This is a genomic window from Leucobacter albus, assembly GCF_039528015.1.
In the GTDB taxonomy this organism is placed as follows: Bacteria; Actinomycetota; Actinomycetes; order Actinomycetales; family Microbacteriaceae; genus Leucobacter; species Leucobacter albus.
On sequence record NZ_BAAAKZ010000001.1, the window covers coordinates 117,269 to 134,131 of the forward strand.

The following is a 16,863-nucleotide window of genomic DNA, read 5'->3' on the forward strand; positions in this document are numbered from 1 at the left end:
ATCCCTACGACCCGGAAAGGAGCAGCCCATGCCTCGCACGATCGCATTTACAGCAGCTGCTCGTCCGGGCACCCCGCTGTCCGGACACTAGACCTCGGCCGCTCTCGGCCCAACTCTCTTCCACAGCACTCGCGCCAACCGCGCACCTCTCTCGTTTTTAGGGACCATGTCTTCTTCATCTTCAGCTTCACTGTCGCTTCCCAAGGCACTCGCTCGGCTCATCCCGTTCGCGAAACCCGCCAAGTGGTGGGTGCTCGCAGGCCTCGTCGTAGCGCTCGCGGGCTCCGTCGCGAGCCTCCTCATCCCGATCGTGCTCCAGTGGGTCGTCGACGGGCCGCTGCTCACCGGCGACCGCACGGCCATTCTCTGGGGCGTCGCCGCCGTGCTCGGGCTCGGCATCGCAGAGGCACTCTTCATCTTCCTGCGCCGCCGCTTCGTGCTGCGCCCCATGACCGAGGTCGAGTTCACGATCAGGCAAACGTTCTACGAGCGGCTCCAGCGCCTCCCCGTCGCGTTCCACGATCGGTGGCAGTCGGGGCAGCTGCTCAGCCGCATGATGCAAGACATCGGGCTGATCCGCCGCTGGTTGACCTTCGGCATGATCATGCTCGTCGTGAACGTGCTCACCATGCTCATCGGCATCGCGCTGTTGTTCCGCTGGCACTGGGCGCTCGGCACCGTGTTCTTCATCTGCTCGCTGCCCATCTGGATCGTCGGCTACAACTTCGAACAGAAGTACGGCGCGCTGTCGCGCACGAGCCAGGATCAGTCGGGCGACCTCGCGACCGCCGTCGAGGAGAGCGTCCACGGTATCCGAGTGCTCAAGGCATTCGGTCGCGGCGGGCACTCGCTCGCGCAGTTCCGTGAGCGCGCAGAAACGCTCCGCGGCACCGAAATGCGTAAGGCCCGCGAGGTCGGGCTTATCTGGTTCTGGTACGACCTCGTGCCGTTCCTCGCGCTCGGCGCGTGCCTGTTCACCGGCATCGTGCTCGCGAGCATGGGGCAGCTCACCGTCGGCGAGCTGTTCGGCTTCTTCGCGCTCGCCGCGGCGGTGCGCTGGCCGATGAACTCGCTCGGGTTCCTGTTCTCCTTCCTCATCGACGCCCGCACCGCGACCGATCGCGTGTTCGAGGTGTTCGATGCCGAGATCACGATCACCGACCCGGAGCACCCGCGCACGATCGAGGAACCCCGCGGCGAGCTCGCGTTCCGCGGCGTGCACTTCCGCTTCGCCGACGCCCGCGACTCCGAGCGCGATCTCGTCGACGGCCTCGACCTCGTGCTGCGGCCGGGGGAGACCATGGCGCTCGTTGGTGCCACCGGCTCGGGCAAGACGACGCTCACCGCGCTGCCCACCCGGCTGTACGACGTGACGGCGGGGGCTGTCGAGCTCGACGGCGTCGACGTGCGCGAGCTCAGGCTCGAGGAGCTTAGGCGCCGCATCGGCGTGGCGTTTGAAGACCCGATCCTGTTCTCGGCGAGCGTGCGCGACAACGTGCTGCTCGGCCGCGACGACCTCGACCCGAACAGCCGCGAGGCCGACCGCGTGCTCAGCGAGGCGCTCGAGGTCGCGCAGGCGGGCTTCGCCTACGAGCTGCCCGACGGCCTCGACACCGAGGTCGGCGAGGAGGGCATGAGCTTGTCTGGCGGGCAGCGCCAGCGGCTCGCGCTCGCCCGAGTGGTCGCGGCGAGCCCTGACGTGCTCGTGCTCGATGACCCGCTGTCGGCGCTCGACGTCGACACCGAGGCGCTCGTCGAGGCCGCGCTCAGGCGCGTGCTCGCGAGCACCACGGCGCTGATCGTCGCCCACCGCCCCTCGACCGTTTCGATGGCGGATCGCGTCGCCGTGATGCAGCGCGGCCGCGTCATCGCCGTCGGCACGCACAGCGAACTGCTCCGCACGAACGAGCACTACCGGTACCTCATCACCTCGCTCGAGGCGGGGGAGGAACCGGCGACCGAGGAGCCCGCCGCCGAGGAGCCCGCCGCCGAGGAAACCGGCGGGGCGGCCGCGGATCCACAAGCTTTGGAGCAGCGCAACGCTGCGCCTGACGCCGCGGATCCGCCCCCTACCGACACGACCGGCACCGAGGAGGTGGCACGATGAGCCCCGAGAGCGTACGCGGTACGCGCGGCGAAGACCGCAGCAGCTACACGCGCGAGGAGAGTCGCGCCATCAGAAAGCGGTCGCTCAGGCTGCTCGCCTCCCTGCTGGGCCCGTTCAGGCGGCTCATCATCCTGACCGCAGGCGTCGTCATCGCCTCGGCGGTGTTCCGCGCGATCGGGCCCTCGCTCATCGCGTTCGGCATCGACGAGGCGCTCCCGGCCGCCGTCGAGCGCGGCGACTGGCTGCCCGCGATCGGCATCTCGCTCGCCTACCTCGTCATCGGCGGTGGCGGAGCGGCGCTCGTCGGCTGGTACGTCGTGCTCATCGCGAAGCTAACTCAGGCCGTGATGCTCGAGCTGCGCACGCGCATCTTTAGGCACACGCAGCGCCTGAGCCTCGAGTTCCACGAGGGGTACACGTCGGGTCGCATCATTTCGCGCCAGACGAGCGACCTCGAGTCGATCCAGGAGCTGCTCGACGGCAGCCTCTCGGAGCTCATCGACGCCGTGCTGCTCGGCTCGTTCACGCTCATCGCGCTGTTCCTCATCGACTGGCGTTCGGGCGTGCTGCTCGTCTGCATGGGGCTGCCGCTCGGGCTGCTCATGTGGTGGTTCGTCATCGAATCGCAGAAGGGCTTCCGCGCGACCCGCACGGTGAGCGCGAGGCTCATTGTGCAGTTCGTCGAGACGATGACGGGCATCCGCGCGGTGCAGGCGTTCCGGCGCGAAAAGCGCAACGACAAAGCGTTCGCGAAGGTGTCTGACGACTACCGCGTGGCGAACCTGCGCGTCGTGAACCTGTTTGGCGTGCTCGACCCCGCGCTCGTGCTGCTCGGCAACATCACGATCGCCGCCGTGCTGTTGTGGGGCGCGTTCCGGGTGACCGACAACGCGCTCGCCGTCGGCGTGCTGCTTGCCGCCGTGCTGCACGTGCGCAACTTCTTCGGCCCGCTCGAAGACGTCGCGATGTTCTTGAACTCGTACCAGTCGGCCGTTGCGGCGCTCGAGAAGGTGTCGGGCGTGCTTGAAGAGGAGCCGACGGTGAAGGATCCGGAGCGCCCGGTTGCGCTGCCTGTTGCCCGTGGCGCGCTTCGTTTTGACGGCGTGAGCTTCCGCTACGGTGGCGTCGACGACCCGCGCGTCGTGCTCGACGATTGCAACCTCGCGATCCCAGCAGGGCAGACGATCGCGCTCGTTGGCACGACGGGTGCCGGTAAGTCGACGCTCGCGAAGCTCGTCGCCAGGTTCTACGACCCGACCGAGGGCGCACTCACACTTGACGGTGTGGATCTGCGCGAGCTCGACCCCGCCGACATGCGGCGCGCGATCGTGATGGTGACGCAGGAGGCCTACCTCTTCAGCGGCACCATCGCCGAGAACATCGCGCTCGGCAAGCCCGACGCGACGCGCGAGGAGATTCGCGCCGCCGCCGCGGCCGTTGGGGCAGACGAGTTCATCTCGGCGCTGCCAGACGGCTACGACACCGACGTGAACAAGCGCGGCGGTCGGGTCTCGGCTGGCCAGCGGCAGCTCGTGTCGTTCGCGCGCGCGTTCCTCGCCGACCCCGCGGTGCTCATTCTCGACGAGGCGACCGCCTCGCTCGACCTGCCGAGCGAGCGGCTCGTGCAAGACGCGCTGCAGACGCTGCTCGCCGACCGCACCGCGATCATCATCGCGCACCGGTTGTCGACGGTCGCGATCGCCGATCGCGTGCTCGTCATGGAGCACGGCCGGGTCGTCGAGGACGGATCCCCGGCCGAGCTCATCGCCATGGGCGGCCGCTTCTCCGGGCTGCACGCGGCCTGGGAAGACTCCCTGGCGTAGGCTCGCGTAGGCTAGCGGGATGGGTGAACGGTGGGGCGGGGTGCTGCGTGCGCTCGTGACGAGCACGCAGCCCCGCCTCCCGTGGCGCCGCATCGCGCTCGCATCGCTCGGGACCGGGGGCGCGGTCGCGCTGCTCGGGGCGCTCGGCACCTCGATGGATCTCACCCTGCTGTTTCTCGGCTTCGCGCCGAGCTGCCTGCTCGTGTTCGCGCTGCCCGAGGCGCCGGTGTCGCAGCCTATCGCCGTCGTCGGCGGGCACCTGGTGTCGGCGGCAGTCGGGCTCGGTGTCGGCGCGATCCCGCACACCGGGTGGTGGGAGGGCGCGCTTGCGTCGGCCCTCGCCGGGGCGCTCGCCGCGGCCCTCTCGGTGGTGGCGATGCTCGTGCTGCGGGTGCTGCACCCGCCGGCGGTCGCGAACGCGGTCGTCGTGTGCGTTACCGGCGCGGGCTGGAGCTACCTGTTTGCTCCGGTGCTCATGAGCGCGCTCGTGATCGTTGCGGTTGCCATGGTCTGGCATCGCTTCGCGGGCGGGCCGGGGGCGTACCCGTATCGGTCTACTATTCGGTGAGCTTGGCTCTGGCTCTGGCTCTGGCTCTGGCTTTGGCTTTGGCTCTGGCTCTGGCTTTGGCTTGGCCGGCCCTCGGCTAGCCCCGCCATGCATGGCGAGGCTTTCGCCAAGCATGGCGGGGCTAGTGGCGCTGTCGCCGCGTACTGCGGTGCTGTCGGGCAGCCATCGAAATGAGCGTGGCGCCAGCTACTGCAGCGATCGCGGTGCCGATGAGCCAGGCTGCCGGGTGCTGCCACCCCGAGCTCGCGACCTCAGCGCTGCCCGATCTTGGCTCCGCGCCTGGGCGGGAGCCGTCGCTCGGAGCGGTGCCGTTCATGGCGTCGTCGTTCGCGGCGCTTCCCGGCCGGCCTGACTCGCGGGCCTCGGGCCTGTCGGGGAGCGCCGGCCCGTCTGCCGAACCGTGCTGCTTCGCGCCTGGCGCGGTGCCCTGCTCCGACGGGGTACCCCGCTGCTGGGTCGCCGACCCGGGTCGGTTCGCTTCGCCCGGGGGCTTCTCGCCGGTCCCGCCGGTCGCACCGGGCTCTGCGGGCTCGGGCTCTTGCCCAACCGCCTCGACCGTGACCGAGCAGCCCGCGACCGAGGCCGCCTGCACCTGGCCAGGCGACCACGTCTCTGTTTCGACGCCGAGCACGCCTGTGGTGAGGGTGGTGGTGAGACCGCTGACGAGTTCGATGTCGCCCGCGGCAGCATCGGGCACGGTCACGGTAAACGACAAGACGCCGGCAGAATCGGCGGCCCTGGCAGCGTTCGTCGCCGCGTCGCTGGGGTGGGTCTGCACTCCGTCAGCGTCGCTCCTGGCATCGACGTCGTGCAGCCACTTGATGCCCTCGTCGGTGATCGTCGCCGATTCCCAGGGCGCCGGCGGCAGGCCGAGGTAGTTGTCGATCTGCCCGTAGGGGCCGCCCGCGCCCGGCCCGAGTGCAACAGCCTGCGAGAGCGAGACATCGCTGACTGCGAGCCCCGCGCCCGTTCGCACCACACTGGTGCTCAACCTGAGCGCCGGTTCAAGCGGCAGCGGAACGTAGGCGTCACCCGTGCCGTTGGTCGCGGCTCGCAGCGTGAAATCTACGATCGAAACGCGAAAGCTCCGGCCCGCGAGCCAGTCGACCTGCACGTGGTGCGAGCCCACTCCGTCTGGCCCCCAGTGCGAGCACACGGTGTTTGGGTGGGCGGCGTGCGCCGGCGTCGCCCCGAGCCAGGCGGCCCCGAACCCGGTCGCGCCAAACCCTGTCGCCCCGAACCCTGTCGCGCCGGCCACAGTCGACCCGACGGCCAGGGCGGTGGCGCACGCGGCAAGTGTCATCGCCCTGGCCGCGCCAGTTGATGCCCGCATGCTCCCCCTCTGACGTGTGTGGTGTTCCACGCTACCCGAGCACAGTACGAGCGTCGAGACCACCCAGCAGACGCACAGGGAGCCGGGGCGTGCCCTGCGCAACTGCGGGCGATCTGCACAGCCACGGTCAATACTCGGCGCCCAGGGCCTATCTCAGGCAGAAACCAGAGGCAAGCGCTGCGACGCTAGAGCGGGCAGCGGGCAGCGGGCAGCGGGCAGCGGGCAGCGGGCAGCGGGCAGCGGGCAGCGGGCAGCGGGCACCGAGCACCGGGCCCCGGGCGCCGGGCCCCGCCGCCGCAAGCCACCGGCGGCCAAGCCGAAACCCCAGCAACCAAAAAAGCCCCAGCTCCCAAGCTGTGCAAGGGATCTGGGGCTTTCAAGCGTTGCCCGCATATGGCGGAGACGGGGGGATTTGAACCCCCGGTCGAGTTTAACCCCGACCCTTCATTAGCAGTGAAGTCCGTTCGGCCGCTCCGGCACGTCTCCATGCGCGGGCAACGCCATTCAGTCTAACGGGAAATCGCTTCGCCCGGAAATCCAGGGGCAACGAAATTGTTAGTAACTGGTCTGACCGGCGACGCAGCTCTCGACGTCGGGCTTCAGCCCAGTGATCTCGGAGGGCAGCTTCACGCGGTCACCGCCCTCGGCGGCTGCGCCGTCGGCCGGCGGAGCCTCGCCTTCGACGGGCTCAGTGGGTTCGGCAGGAACCTCGCCCTCGGCCACCGGCGGAGCCTCAACGGCGCCGCCGACGCCGGTCACGTCGAACGATGCACCGCTCTGCAGCGTCGCGAACAGCTGCGCCGCGAGATCGTAGTTCGGCCGCAGTCGGCCAGACTCGTAGGGGTGATCGAGCGACGGGTACTGCACGAAGTTGATGTTCTCGAGGTCGATGTCTTTCACCGTGCCCGCGGCGGCCTGCATGAACTGCATGCTCTTCATGCTGTCTGAGAGCAGCATGTTGTCGACGGCAGCCTTGGCGAGGTTCCACACCTTGAACGGGTCGGTGAGCGTCTCCGAGCTCTTGAGCTTGCGCAGCAGCGACGACATGAAGACCTGCTGGTTGTTGATGCGCGAGATGTCGCTGCCGTCGCCGACGCCGTAGCGGGTGCGGAGGAACTGCAGTGCGTCCCAGCCCTCGAGGGTGTTCATGCCGGCGGGCAGGTCGAGGTTTGTTTTTGGGTCGACGAGCGGTTGCGTGAGGCAGACCTCGACGCCGCCGACGGCCTCTGAGATGCCAACGACGCCGTCGAAGGTGATCACGGCGGCGTACGGAATCTCCATGCCGGTGAGCTCCGAGATCGTGCGAGCAACGCAGGGGAGCCCGCCGTAGGTCATGGCGGTGTTGAGCTGCTGCTCGCTCATCGCCGGGTAGAAGTTCTCTTCGCCCTCTTCGCTTGGGCAGCTCGGAATCGGCACCATGAGGTCTCGCGGAAAGCTAATGACCGTCGCGTTCTTGTGGTCGGCCGAGACGTGCAGCAGCAGGTTGACGTCGTTGAGCTCGCCCTCCTCGCCGTCGTCGTAGCCCTGGCCAACGCGGGTGTCAGAACCCGCGAGCAGAATGTTCAGTTCGCCCTCGAGCGCCTGGGCGCCCGCGCCAACGGCTGCCGGCGCGGTCACGCCGAGGTCGACGGTCTTGGCGCTGTTCACGAAGCCCCACACGGCGTAGGCCGCGGTCGCGACGCCCGAAAAGGCGACGACGAGCAGCGTCGTGAGCACGAAGCGGCTTGCGTTTTTCAGCGACGACGACCTGGGAAGCTTCCCGTGGCGTACGACTGAGCGGCGCGGCTGTTCGGCCTGCGTCTTTCTCGCCATTCGGTTTCCTCTTGTCAGTCGAAGCGGCCAACGAAACGGGCCGCGCGATCTTCCCAATTTACCCGAGAGCCCTGGAGGGAGCCTGGAGCATCCGGAGAATCTCCTGGGTATTGAAGATGCCCCGAGCGGTTCGCGCGGGGCATCTTGTGGCGGAGGGTAGGAGATTTGAACTCCTGAGACGGGGTTACCGCCTGCTTGTTTTCAAGACAAGTTCCTTCGGCCGCTCGGACAACCCTCCGCGAACGAGCCTAGCAAATGTTCGCGGGCGAACCCGCCACGAGGCAAAAAACTCCAACAAATCAGTGAGAAACCCGCAAGAAAGAGGGGGCGCGAAGCACGTGCCTACGCGATCCGCCACCCCAGAAATCAGCTCGCGAGCAGCTCGGGGAACCGCTCGCGCAGCGCGAGCAGCAGGCCGCCATCCTCTGCGGTCGCGGTGACCTTGGTCGCAGCGGCCTTCACCTCTGGCACGGCCTGCCCCATTGCGACCGAGACGCCGAGACGGCCCGCCCACTCGAGCATCTCGATGTCGTTGCGACCGTCGCCCGCCGCAAACACCCGAGCCGGGCTGATGCCGAGCCGCTCGCGGAGCACCTCGAGCGCGCTCGCCTTCGTCACTCCGTCTGGCGCGATGTCGAGCCACGACGAGGTGCCCACCGCGTACGAGACGTGCGTGAGGCCGAGCGACTCGATCGCGGTGAGAAACTCCTCGACGCGGTAGTCGGGCGAGAACACGATCACGCGAGCCGCCTGCACGCCGAGCAACTCCTCGAAGGTTGCCTTGCGCTGGTTTGAGGGGAGCGTGCCCGACGGAATCTCTTTCGTGTACAGGAAGCTGCCGTCGGCAAGCTCGACCGAGAAATGAGCGGTGGCCAGCTGCGGCCGAATCTTCTGTAGCGCGTCTGCGGGGTTGAACGCCTCGACGTACTCGCGCCGGTACCCGCGGGTACCGAACGGGTCGCGCTTGAGCGTCACCGCGCCGTTGGCGGTGACGACCCACTCGGGGCGGATCCCGAGGCGTTCGACGATGGGCAGCGTCGCATCAACCGAGCGGCCCGTCGACACGATCACCTCGTGACCCGATTCGTGCAGCGTGCGGATCGCCTCCGCGAGATCGGGATCGATGATCCCACCAGCGGCGTGGTCACCCGCGCCGTCAAACCCGTGACGAAGCACGGTTCCGTCGAGGTCGAGGGCGATGATGTGGCGATCCTGCATTGAATTACGTTCCTTCTACGGGGCTGAGTACTTCGAGTCCGCCGAGGTAGGGGCGAAGCGCCTCGGGGACGGTCACGCTGCCGTCAGCGTTCTGGTGTGTTTCAAGAATGGCGACGATCCACCTGGTGGTCGCGAGCGTGCCGTTCAGCGTCGCGACGGGCGCGGTCTTGCCGCTCTCGGTGCGGTAGCGGGTCTGGAGCCTGCGCGACTGGAACGTCGTGCAGTTCGAGGTCGACGTGAGCTCGCGGTAGGTACCCTGCGTCGGCACCCAGGCCTCGATGTCGAACTTGCGCGCTGCGCTGGATCCGAGATCGCCAGCGGCGACGTCGATGACGCGGTAGCTCAGGCCGAGCGCCTGCAGCATCTCCTCCTGCCACGCGACGAGGCGGTCGTGCTCGGCCTCGGCGTTGTCGGGGTCGGTGTAGACGAACATCTCGAGCTTGTTGAACTGGTGCACGCGCAAGATGCCGCGCGTATCTTTGCCGTGCGAGCCTGCCTCGCTGCGATAGCAGGTCGACCAGCCGGCGTAGCGAATGGGGCCGGCAGCCACATCGAGAATCTCGTCGGAGTGGTACCCGGCGAGGGCGACCTCGCTCGTGCCAGTCAGATACAGATCCTGATCTTTCAGGTGGTACACCTCGTCGGCGTGCTCACCAAGGAAGCCGGTGCCGCCCATGATCTCGGGCTTCACGAGCGTCGGCGTGATGAGCGGCGTGAAGCCGTTACGCATCGCGAGATCGAGCGCCATGTTCATGAGCGCGATCTCGAGGCGCGCGCCGACGCCGCGGAGGAAGTAGAACCGGGCGCCAGACACCTTCGCGCCGCGCTCCATGTCGATCGCCTGGAGCATTTCGCCAAGCTCGAGGTGGTCGCGGGGCTCGAAATCGAAGGTCGGGACATCGCCGACGGTGCGCAGCGTGACGAAGTTGTCTTCGCCGCCCTCGGGCACGCCCTCGACCACGATGTTCTCGATGCGCGAGGCGACTCGCAGGAAGTCGGTGTCGGCCTCCTTCGCGCGCGCATCCGCCGCCTTCACTGCGGCAGCGAGCTCCTGCGCGTCGGCGATGAGCGCCGGCTTCTCCTCTTTCGAGGCGGCCTTGACGCGATCGCCCATCGCCTTCTGCGATGCGCGCAGCTGCTCGAATTCGCCAAGGGCGGAGCGGCGAGCGGCGTCGGCGGCAAGCGCCTCGTCGACCACCGACTCGTCGTTGCCCCTGGCGCGCTGGGAGCGCTTGACGACGTCGGGATCGTTGCGGAGAAGTACTGGATCGATCACACCCCTTAGCCTAGCGCGCCGGGCTCAGGACTACGATTGACCCATGACTAAGGTCCCCGAGCGCGTGCAACCTCACGCCGCCGTCGTGTACCACCCGCTCAAAACCGACGTCGCTGGCCTGCGCAGCGCGGTCGCGGCGGCCGAGGCGCGCGCCGGCTGGGCGCCGACGCGATGGTACGAGACCGAGGCGGTGGATCGGGGCACGGGCGCCGCGACTCGTGCGCTCGAGGAGGGCGCGAGCGTCGTGCTCGGCTCGGGCGGCGACGGCACGATCCGCGCGATCGCCGAGACGCTTCGTAGCAGCGGCGTGCCGCTCGGGATCGTGCCCCAGGGCACGGGGAACCTCCTCGCCCGAAACCTTGGGATGCCGCTCGGCAACCTCGCGGAGGCAGCGGAGGCCGCGTTCTTCGGCCGCAACCGCGCGATCGATCTCGGCATCGCGACGATCGTGCGCGAGCCGGATGCCGCCGGAGCCTCCGAGGAAGACGAGCACGCCTTCCTCGTGCTCGCCGGCATGGGGCTCGACGCCCGCGTGATCCGCGCGACGAAGTCGACGCTGAAGAAGCGCGTCGGCTGGCTCGCCTACGTCGACGCGGGCGTGCGCACGATGGTGAAAGACAAGCCCCTCGAGATCCACTACTCAATGGACGGCTCCGAGCTGAAACCGCTCACCGTCTACACCGTGATGATCGGCAACTGCGGGCTCTTACCCGGCGGGGTGCTCCTCATTCCCGACGCGAGCCCCGACGACGGGCTGCTCGACGTCGTCGCGCTGCGCCCGCTCGGCCCGTTTTCGTGGTTGCGCATCTGGAACAAGATCGGCTGGGAGAACGGCGTGCTTCGCAAGACCAAGGCAGGCCGCCGCATCATCGATCTCGTAAACGACACGAAGAACGTCAGCTATCTCCGCGCTCGAGAGTACGCGCTTGCCGTTGCGAGCCCGGAGCCGATCCAGCTCGACGGCGACGATTTCGGCCTTGCGGTCAAGGTTCGCGGGCGGGTGGATCCGGGTGCCCTCGTCGTCCGCGTGCTTCCCACGTGGCAGGTCCCTGAATAGCATCTACTCGCCCGTGCGTGCGGCGGTCGTAGCCCCGTTGGTGGACTCCGCGCCCGCTTCGGTCTCGTCTGGTTCGGCCGCTGCTTCGTCTGCGGTGGTCTCGGCAGAGCAGTCACGCGACAGCGGCGGCAGCTCGTCTTTCGGCGGTTTCGCCGGGCTTGGTTCACCGGGCTCGCCGGTGACATCAGAGTATGTCGCGGCACTGAGTGGGAACACGTTCCACACCTCGGCGTCTTTCGCGAGTGGATTGAACGAGTGCGCGTAGCTGCGGTCGTCGCCTGGCACCCAGCTGTCTGGAGGTGTGGAAGCATCTGCGCTCAGTGTCGTGAGCGGCTCGCCGTTTTGATCGAAGAGTCGCACCGACTCCAGCAGGTTCCCCTCGCAATCGTAAGCAAAGATGTTGGTGATTTCGCCCCCGTTCCGTGCGAGGCCCTGCATCGCGTATTCCTCGTAGGAATAGTCAGTGTGTGGGGTGGTGAGGCTCGCCCAGGTCGAAGCGAGAAATGGGAGAACGAGTACTACTGCGGCGACATTGGCGACTCTACGAACATGCTTGAGCCAGGCGCGGGGGAGCCAGCGGCCCCGACCCCACTGGACGCTGAGCACGATCAGCGCGAGCGTAAATGCGACCGACAAGTAGGAGATGGGCAAGCCGTTGATGAGCGGGTGCCGCAGGAGAAGGAGCGCGGCCCAGGCTCCGACGAGTGCGCGAAGTACCCACCAGGCGGGCTGCACAGCAACCGCAAAGTCTCGGACGCTGCGTCGTGCTGGGGTTGCGGCGAACCAGCTTGCAGCTCGTGCGCGCGCAGCCGCGATTCGCTCGCGCAGTGGGAGCTGAGGCGCAGACTTCGGGTCTCTGGGCGGGAGCCCTGCCGCCTGCCGCAACTCCTCGGCGTAGCCGGTAGGGTCACCGAGCTCGCCCCCGTCATTTAGCCGCTCCTCGAGATCGGCACCGAGCCCGTCGAGCAACTCGTCGAGTTCGTCGGCGGGGAGGTCGTTGAGCTGGGAGCGCACCGCGGCCGCGAATGCCACTGCGCGCTCAGCGTTCGTTAGCTCTGCAGCGGTGCCGCTCGGCGAGGTGCCCACGAAAGGCCGCGTGTTCGGGTGCGTCTTCGGCAGTGGCATGGTCGCCGCGATCGGGTCGGTTGCTGGAAGGGAGGCGGTGTCGTTCATGCTGAGGCTCCTTCGGGCTGCGCGGCTTGCGCCGGTTGCTGCGGTTCGATGAGGGCTGTCAGCGTCTCTGAGAAGCGCTGCCAGCTGTTGCGCTGCTCGGCGAGCAGGTCGTTGCCCATCGGGGTGATGCTGTAGTACTTGCGGTGCGGGCCGCCCTCCGACGGCACGACGTAGGTCGAGAGAGCTCCGGCCGCGTAGAGCCTGCGCAGCGTGCCGTAGACCGAGGCGTCGCCGACCTCGTCGAGGCCAGCGTCGCGGAGCCTGCGCACGACGTCGTAGCCGTAGCCGTCTTCACGATCCACCACCGCGAGCACCGCGGCGTCGAGCACGCCCTTGAGTAGCTGTGTTCCATCCACGCGGAACTCCTCTCGCATTCGCTGATACGCACTAGTGTGCATTACACAATAGTGCGGTGTCAAGAACTCGGTTTCGTCGGTGGTTCGGCGCCGAACCACCGACGAAACCGTGGGCTACAGCGTGCCAGGCGCAAGCTTGACGTTTCGGCACTTGAGGCGTTCACTGGAGGCATGGTCTTCATCGGGTGGGCGCTCGCGTTGCTGGGCGTCTTTGGGTGCCTGTTTTCGGGGGCACTTGTCATTCGCGCGAGCCCCGAAGCCCCGGTCAAGATCTGGGACGTGAACCCCGAGGCGCCCCACGCAGGGTGGCTGCAAGTCATCGGGATCCTGCTCGTGATAGTCGGCGCTGCGTTGCTCGAGCAGCCGCAGAAATGGGTGCTGCTCCCGTTCCTCTTCTTCAACTCCCTGATCTGGGTTGGCATGCGTGCTGCCCACAACCGCAGGGTCGCGGGCATCGACTTCTGACGTACACCCCTGTCCGCGGGGCGCGGGTCGGGGTCAGCGCCGCGGGGTCGCGGAGCCCCGGGTCAGGCTGGGTCGACGCCCTCGATGACTTCGCGCAGCCAGTCGCGCGCGTCGCGGAAGCGATCGTCGTCGTGCACCGCGCGAATTTCGGCCGAGATCTTGTCGGCCCGCGGGTATGAGCCGAGAAACACGACGTTCGGGCTGAACCGTTTGACCCCGAGCACGGCGTCGGCGACCCGCTCGTCTTTGATGTGCCCCTCGGCGTCGATGACGAAGCGGTAGCGCCCCATCCTGTCGCCGATCGGGCGAGAAGCGAGCAGGGTGAGGTTCACCCCGCGGGCGGCGAACTGCTCGAGCAGGTCAAGCAGCGCGCCCGAGCGATCCTCAGGCAGCTCGACGATGAGCGACGTCTTGTCTGCCCCCGTCGGTTCGCTCACCGGCACGACGCGACTCACGAGCACGAAGCGGGTGACGGCGTCGGGGTTGTCTGCGATGCCCTCGGCGAGCACCTCGACCTCGTAGTGGTCTTGGATGCCGGGGGGAGCGATTGCTGCGTCGACCTGCTTGGCCTCGTCGAACAGGTCGGCCGCGGCCTGCACGTTCGACGTCGCCGGCAGGTGGCGGTGCGCGGGCCGCGCCCCGTCGAGCCAGGTGCGGCACTGCCCGTACGCGACGGGGTGCCCGGCCACCACCGTGACGTCTTCGAGCGCGACGCCGGGCCTCGCGACGAGCACGAACCGCACGGGCACGAGGTACTCGCCGACGATCCGCAGCCCGGGGATTGTCGCGAGCGCGTCTTGCGCGACAGTTACGCCGCCGTCGATCGAGTTCTCGATCGCGATCATCGCGGCGTCGCTGGCCCCGGTGACGACGTCGTTCAGCGCCTCGCCGAGGTTCGACACCGGGTGCCAGTCTTGGCCCCGCGCCTCCTCGACCTGTTTGAGCGCAGCCTCCGTAAACGTTCCGGCCGGGCCAAGGTAGGAGTACCGGCGGCGACGTTCTGGGTGCTGTGACATGTGCCTAAGCGTATCGCGCGCCGTCGCGTGGCGCGGGGTGCCCGTGTGGGTGAGTGGTCCGGATGTGCAGCCGCCCTTAGCCGAGCACGCGTGCGACGAGCGCCTGCGCCGCCGCCTGCACCTCGATGAGGTGGTTCGGCCCGGCAAACGACTCGGCGTAGATCTTCATGACGTCTTCGGTGCCAGACGGGCGGGCCGCGAACCAGGCGCGCTCGGTCGAGACCTTCAGCCCGCCGATGGCTGCGCCGTTCGACGCCTCGGTCGCGACGGCCGTGATCGGGTCGCCCGCGAGCTCGGTCGCGGTCACGTCGGCGGCGCTCAGCGCCGAAAGCCTGGCCTTCTGCTCGGCGGTCGCTGGCGCGTCGATGCGCGCGTAGGCGGGCTCCCCGAAGCGCTCGACGAGCGCGGCGTACCGCTCCGACGGCGACTGCCCGGTGACCGCCTGGATCTCCGCGGCGAGCAGGCACAGCAGAATGCCGTCTTTGTCGGTGCTCCACGGCGTGCCGTCGAATCGCTGGAACGAGGCGCCGGCGCTCTCCTCGCCGCCGAACACGACCGAGCCGTCTGACAGCCCAGGCACAAACCACTTGAACCCGACGGGCACCTCGTCGAGGCGGCGGCCGTGGGCGGCGACGACGCGGTCGATCATCGCAGACGAGACGAGGGTCTTGCCGATGCGGGCGGTTGCTGGCCAGTCTGGCCGGTGCTCGAGCAGGTAGTCGATTGCGACGGCGAGGAAGTGGTTCGGGTTCATGAGCCCGCCGTCGCGGGTGAGAATGCCGTGCCTGTCTGCGTCTGCGTCGTTGCCGGTGACGATCGCGAACTCGTCGCGGTAGGAGGCGACTGTCGACATCACCTGCGCCGACGACGGGTCCATGCGTATCTTGCCGTCCCAGTCGAGGTGCAGAAAGCCGAACTGCGGGTCGACACCGGTGCCGAGCACGGCGAGGTCGAGCTCGTAGCGGTCGCGGATCGCCGGCCAGTAGGCGACCGAGGCGCCCCCGAGCGGGTGCGCGGCAAAGCGCACGCCGGCGTCGCGGATCGCCCGCATATCGATGACGTTCGCGAGGCCCTCGACGTACGCGCCGAGGAAGTCGTATGCGCCGGGCACGGTCTTCGCCGGCGACTCGTGGTGCACGAGATCGCGCCACCCGCCGGTTTCGAGCAGCTCGTTCGCGCGCGCGGCGATCCACCCCGTCGCATCTCCGTCTGCCGGGCCACCGTGCGGCGGGTTGTACTTGATGCCGCCGTCGGCAGGCGGGTTGTGGCTCGGGGTGACGATCACGCCGTCGGCGCGCTCGGGGTCATCGAGCGCGCGCCCGCGGTTGTGGGTGAGGATCGCGTGGCTCAGCGCGGGGGTCGGCACGAAGGCCTCGTCTCCCGTGCCCGCATTGGTGAGTACGTGCACGCCGGCGGCAGACAGCACCTCGATCGCGGTGTGCTCGGCCGGGGCCGAGAGCGCGTGGGTGTCTGCGCCGATAAAGAGCGGCCCGCGGATGCCCTGGGCCGCGCGATACTCGGCGATCGCCTTCGCGATAGCCGCGATGTGCGCCTCGTTGAACGAGGCAGTCAGGGCCGAGCCGCGGTGCCCCGAGGTGCCGAACACGACGCGCTGCGACGCGACGGTCGGGTCGGGCACGACCTCGGAGTAGGCGCGCGTGAGCGCTGCCACGTCGACGAGATCTTCTGGGCGCGGAAGCAAACCTGCACGAACATCCATACCCCTAAGTGTGCCAGGGCTTTGCCGCTACGTCTCGTTCACCTCCACGGAGTAGTCTGTGAGACATGAGCGACATGGAGCAGGGACGTCCGTCAATTGAGTGCTGGCTGACCGACATGGACGGGGTGCTCGTGCACGAGAACCGCGCCATTCCGGGGGCCGCTGAGCTGATCGAGCAGTGGACGGCGAAGGAGCAGCCGTACCTCGTGCTCACGAACAACTCGATCTTCACCGCGCGCGACCTTGCCGCGCGGCTCGCCGCCAGCGGCATCAACGTGCCCGAGGAGCGCATCTGGACGAGCGCGCTCGCCACGGCCGCGTTTCTCAAGCAGCAGAAGCCTGGAGGGTCGGCGTTCGTGCTCGGCGAGGCCGGGATACTCACCGCGCTGCACGACGCCGGCTACGTGATGACCGAGACGAACCCCGACTTCGTCGTTGTCGGCGAGACCCGCAACTACTCGTTCGATGTGATCACGAAGGCGATCCGCCTCATCAACAAGGGCGCGCGTTTCATCTCGACGAACCCGGACGCGACCGGGCCGAGCCCCGACGGCGTGCTGCCAGCGACGGGCGCGATCAACGCGCTCATCACGAAGGCGACGGGCATGGAGCCCTACGTCGTCGGCAAGCCGAACCCGATGATGTTCCGCTCGGCGATGAACAAGATCGGCGCGCACTCGCACAACACCGGCATGATCGGCGACCGCATGGACACCGACATCGTTGCGGGCATCGAGGCCGGCCTGCACACCGTGCTCGTGATGACCGGCATCTCTGACAAAGCCGAGATCGAGAAGTTCCCGTTCCGCCCGAACGAGGTGCTCGGCTCGGTCGCTGAGCTGCTCGACTAGCTACCGCCCCGGCCAGCGGGCCCGCCCCGTGCGGAGCGGAGCGGCCCCCAGAAGCTGCGCCCAGCTGCCCAGCCCGCCAGCCTACCCG

At 68.2% G+C, this 16,863-nt stretch carries 14 protein-coding genes and 2 tRNA genes; 6 read left to right on the forward strand and 10 right to left on the reverse strand.

The features are described 5' to 3' along the window. Positions 1-166: 166 nt before the first annotated feature. The 3 genes from ABD115_RS00510 to ABD115_RS00520 are packed head-to-tail and all read left to right on the forward strand — an operon-like array spanning position 167 to position 4,498. Positions 167-2,107, forward strand: a complete 1,941-nt coding sequence (locus ABD115_RS00510; protein WP_343957099.1) for an ABC transporter ATP-binding protein — start codon at positions 167-169, stop codon at positions 2,105-2,107. Beyond that, positions 2,104-3,930 carry an ABC transporter ATP-binding protein gene (locus ABD115_RS00515; RefSeq protein ID WP_343957101.1) on the forward strand — a complete coding sequence of 609 codons (1,827 nt, stop codon included), beginning with the start codon at positions 2,104-2,106 and terminating at the stop codon, positions 3,928-3,930. The genes ABD115_RS00510 and ABD115_RS00515 overlap by 4 nt, the downstream gene beginning before the upstream one ends. A 19-nt stretch (positions 3,931-3,949) precedes the next feature. Further along, positions 3,950-4,498, forward strand: a complete 549-nt coding sequence (locus ABD115_RS00520) for an HPP family protein (RefSeq protein WP_343957103.1) — start codon at positions 3,950-3,952, stop codon at positions 4,496-4,498. Positions 4,499-4,619: 121 nt separating this feature from the next. On the opposite strand, the gene ABD115_RS00525 is transcribed toward ABD115_RS00520, so the two are convergent. The 6 genes from ABD115_RS00525 to serS form a co-directional block, all read right to left on the reverse strand. Continuing rightward, complete coding sequence (locus ABD115_RS00525; protein WP_343957105.1) at positions 4,620-5,831, reverse strand: hypothetical protein; 1,212 nt, start codon at positions 5,829-5,831, stop codon at positions 4,620-4,622. Between the two features lie 394 nt (positions 5,832-6,225). Beyond that, a tRNA-Ser gene (locus tag ABD115_RS00530) sits at positions 6,226-6,317 on the reverse strand. A 69-nt stretch (positions 6,318-6,386) separates the two neighbouring features. After that, positions 6,387-7,643 (reverse strand): LCP family protein, encoded by a 1,257-nt coding sequence (locus tag ABD115_RS00535; RefSeq protein ID WP_343957107.1) that lies wholly within the window; start codon positions 7,641-7,643, stop codon positions 6,387-6,389. Positions 7,644-7,790: 147 nt separating this feature from the next. Then, positions 7,791-7,881: transfer RNA gene (locus ABD115_RS00540), tRNA-Ser, on the reverse strand. A 128-nt stretch (positions 7,882-8,009) separates the two neighbouring features. After that, positions 8,010-8,861 carry an HAD family hydrolase gene (locus ABD115_RS00545; RefSeq protein WP_343957108.1) on the reverse strand — a complete coding sequence of 284 codons (852 nt, stop codon included), beginning with the start codon at positions 8,859-8,861 and terminating at the stop codon, positions 8,010-8,012. A gap of 4 nt (positions 8,862-8,865) precedes the next feature. Further along, positions 8,866-10,137: a serine--tRNA ligase gene (gene serS / locus ABD115_RS00550; protein ID WP_343957109.1), complete on the reverse strand. Its 1,272-nt coding sequence runs from the start codon at positions 10,135-10,137 to the stop codon at positions 8,866-8,868. A gap of 43 nt (positions 10,138-10,180) precedes the next feature. Here serS and ABD115_RS00555 point away from each other — a divergent pair, with 43 nt between their 5' ends. Beyond that, the gene (locus ABD115_RS00555; RefSeq protein ID WP_343957110.1) at positions 10,181-11,194 is read left to right on the forward strand and encodes a diacylglycerol/lipid kinase family protein; all 1,014 of its coding nucleotides are present in this window, start codon (positions 10,181-10,183) and stop codon (positions 11,192-11,194) included. 3 nt (positions 11,195-11,197) lie between these two features. Here ABD115_RS00555 and ABD115_RS00560 read toward each other — a convergent pair whose 3' ends face one another. Continuing rightward, positions 11,198-12,367, reverse strand: coding sequence for a hypothetical protein (locus tag ABD115_RS00560; protein ID WP_343957112.1), 1,170 nt, complete (start codon positions 12,365-12,367; stop codon positions 11,198-11,200). Continuing rightward, on the reverse strand, positions 12,364-12,723 hold the full coding sequence (locus ABD115_RS00565) for a PadR family transcriptional regulator (RefSeq protein WP_343957114.1): 360 nt from the start codon (positions 12,721-12,723) through the stop codon (positions 12,364-12,366). The genes ABD115_RS00560 and ABD115_RS00565 overlap by 4 nt, the downstream gene beginning before the upstream one ends. A 171-nt stretch (positions 12,724-12,894) precedes the next feature. Here ABD115_RS00565 and ABD115_RS00570 point away from each other — a divergent pair, with 171 nt between their 5' ends. Continuing rightward, entirely contained in the window at positions 12,895-13,188 is a 294-nt protein-coding gene (locus tag ABD115_RS00570; RefSeq protein WP_343957116.1) for a hypothetical protein, read from the forward strand. 62 nt (positions 13,189-13,250) lie between these two features. Here the strand turns inward: ABD115_RS00570 and pheA are convergent, their stop codons facing one another. Together pheA and pgm are read right to left on the reverse strand one after the other, a co-directional pair. Then, positions 13,251-14,204, reverse strand: coding sequence for a prephenate dehydratase (pheA, locus tag ABD115_RS00575; protein ID WP_343957118.1), 954 nt, complete (start codon positions 14,202-14,204; stop codon positions 13,251-13,253). A gap of 76 nt (positions 14,205-14,280) precedes the next feature. Beyond that, positions 14,281-15,924: a phosphoglucomutase (alpha-D-glucose-1,6-bisphosphate-dependent) gene (gene pgm, locus ABD115_RS00580; protein ID WP_343957120.1), complete on the reverse strand. Its 1,644-nt coding sequence runs from the start codon at positions 15,922-15,924 to the stop codon at positions 14,281-14,283. 65 nt (positions 15,925-15,989) lie between these two features. Here pgm and ABD115_RS00585 point away from each other — a divergent pair, with 65 nt between their 5' ends. After that, the gene (locus ABD115_RS00585; protein WP_343957122.1) at positions 15,990-16,775 is read left to right on the forward strand and encodes an HAD-IIA family hydrolase; all 786 of its coding nucleotides are present in this window, start codon (positions 15,990-15,992) and stop codon (positions 16,773-16,775) included. Positions 16,776-16,863: the final 88 nt, after the last annotated feature.